Source organism: Vibrio sp. SALL6, from assembly GCF_002002385.1.
Classification (GTDB): Bacteria; Pseudomonadota; Gammaproteobacteria; order Enterobacterales; family Vibrionaceae; genus Vibrio; species Vibrio parahaemolyticus.
On the sequence record NZ_MQVK01000003.1, the window covers coordinates 1 to 1334 of the forward strand.

General features: G+C 51.9%; 1 pseudogene. It reads right to left on the bottom strand.

The window, feature by feature from the left end:
• Positions 1-1334 (bottom strand): annotated as a pseudogene (locus tag BIW15_RS01160) (Calx-beta domain-containing protein); the annotation flags it as partial.

The window sequence follows — 1334 nt, forward strand, 5'->3', positions numbered from 1 at the left end:
GTAACCGTATCTTCCGGACCTGGGTCGGTTTCATCGCTGATGGTGGTGTCGACAAAGGCATTGTCTAAGTTCAACGCTTCAAAGATTGGATTGCTGTCGCTATCCACAATGCCCGACACGCTGACGCGGAACACTTCATCGCCTTCGGCATACACATCGTCCACGGTATCGATGGTAAACGTGGCGGTTACGCCATCCGCCCCAATAATCGCTTGGGTGGTTTCAGTAATGTCGTCACCCGATGCAGTGGTGTAGCTGTAAGCGAGCGTGACGATGCTACCGACTGGCGCCGGATCGCTCAGTGTCACGGTGTAATCCGTGGTGGTGTCGCCCTCCACGACATTTGCTGGACCGGTCATGGTGACGGTAACCGTATCTTCTGGACCCGGATCGGTTTCATCGCTGATGGTGGTGTCGACGAACGCATTATCGAGGTTCAACGCTTCAAAGATTGGATTGCTGTCGCTATCGACAATACCCGACACGCTGACACGGAACACTTCATCGCCTTCGGCGTAAACGTCATCCACCGTATCGATAGTAAACGTAGCCGTCACACCATCGGCACCGATAATCGCTTGAGTGGTTTCGGTGATGTCATCACCTGACGCAGTAGTATAGCTGTAAGCTAACGTGACAATGCTACCCACAGGAGCCGGATCGCTCAGTGTTACGGTGTACTCTGTGGTGGTGTCACCTTCCACGACATTCGCTGGACCGGTCATGGTGACGGTGACCGTATCTTCTGGACCTGGGTTAGTTTCATCGCTGATGGTGGTATCAACAAAGGCATTTGATACATCTAATGCCTCAAAAATCGGATTGCTGTCGCTATCGACAATACCCGATACACTTACGCGGAATACTTCATCGCCTTCGGCGTAAACATCGTCCACTGTATCGATGGTAAACGTGGCAGTTATGCCGTCGGCACCAATAATGGCTTGAGTGGTTTCAGTGATGTCATCACCCGATGCAGTAGTGTAGCTATAAGCTAAGGTCACGATGCTACCCACAGGCGCCGGATCGCTCAGCGTTACGGTGTACTCTGTGGTGATATCGCCTTCCACGACATTTGCTGGACCAGTCATGGTCACGGTAACCGTATCTTCTGGACCAGGATCCGTTTCATCGCTGATGGTGGTGTCAACAAAGGCATTTGAAACATCTAATGCCTCAAAAATCGGATTGCTGTCACCATCTACAATGCCCGACACGCTGACACGGAACACTTCATCGCCTTCCGCGTAAACATCGTCCACCGTATCAATGGTAAACGTGGCGGTTACGCCATCGGCACCGATAATGGCTTGAGTGGTTTCGGTGATGTCATC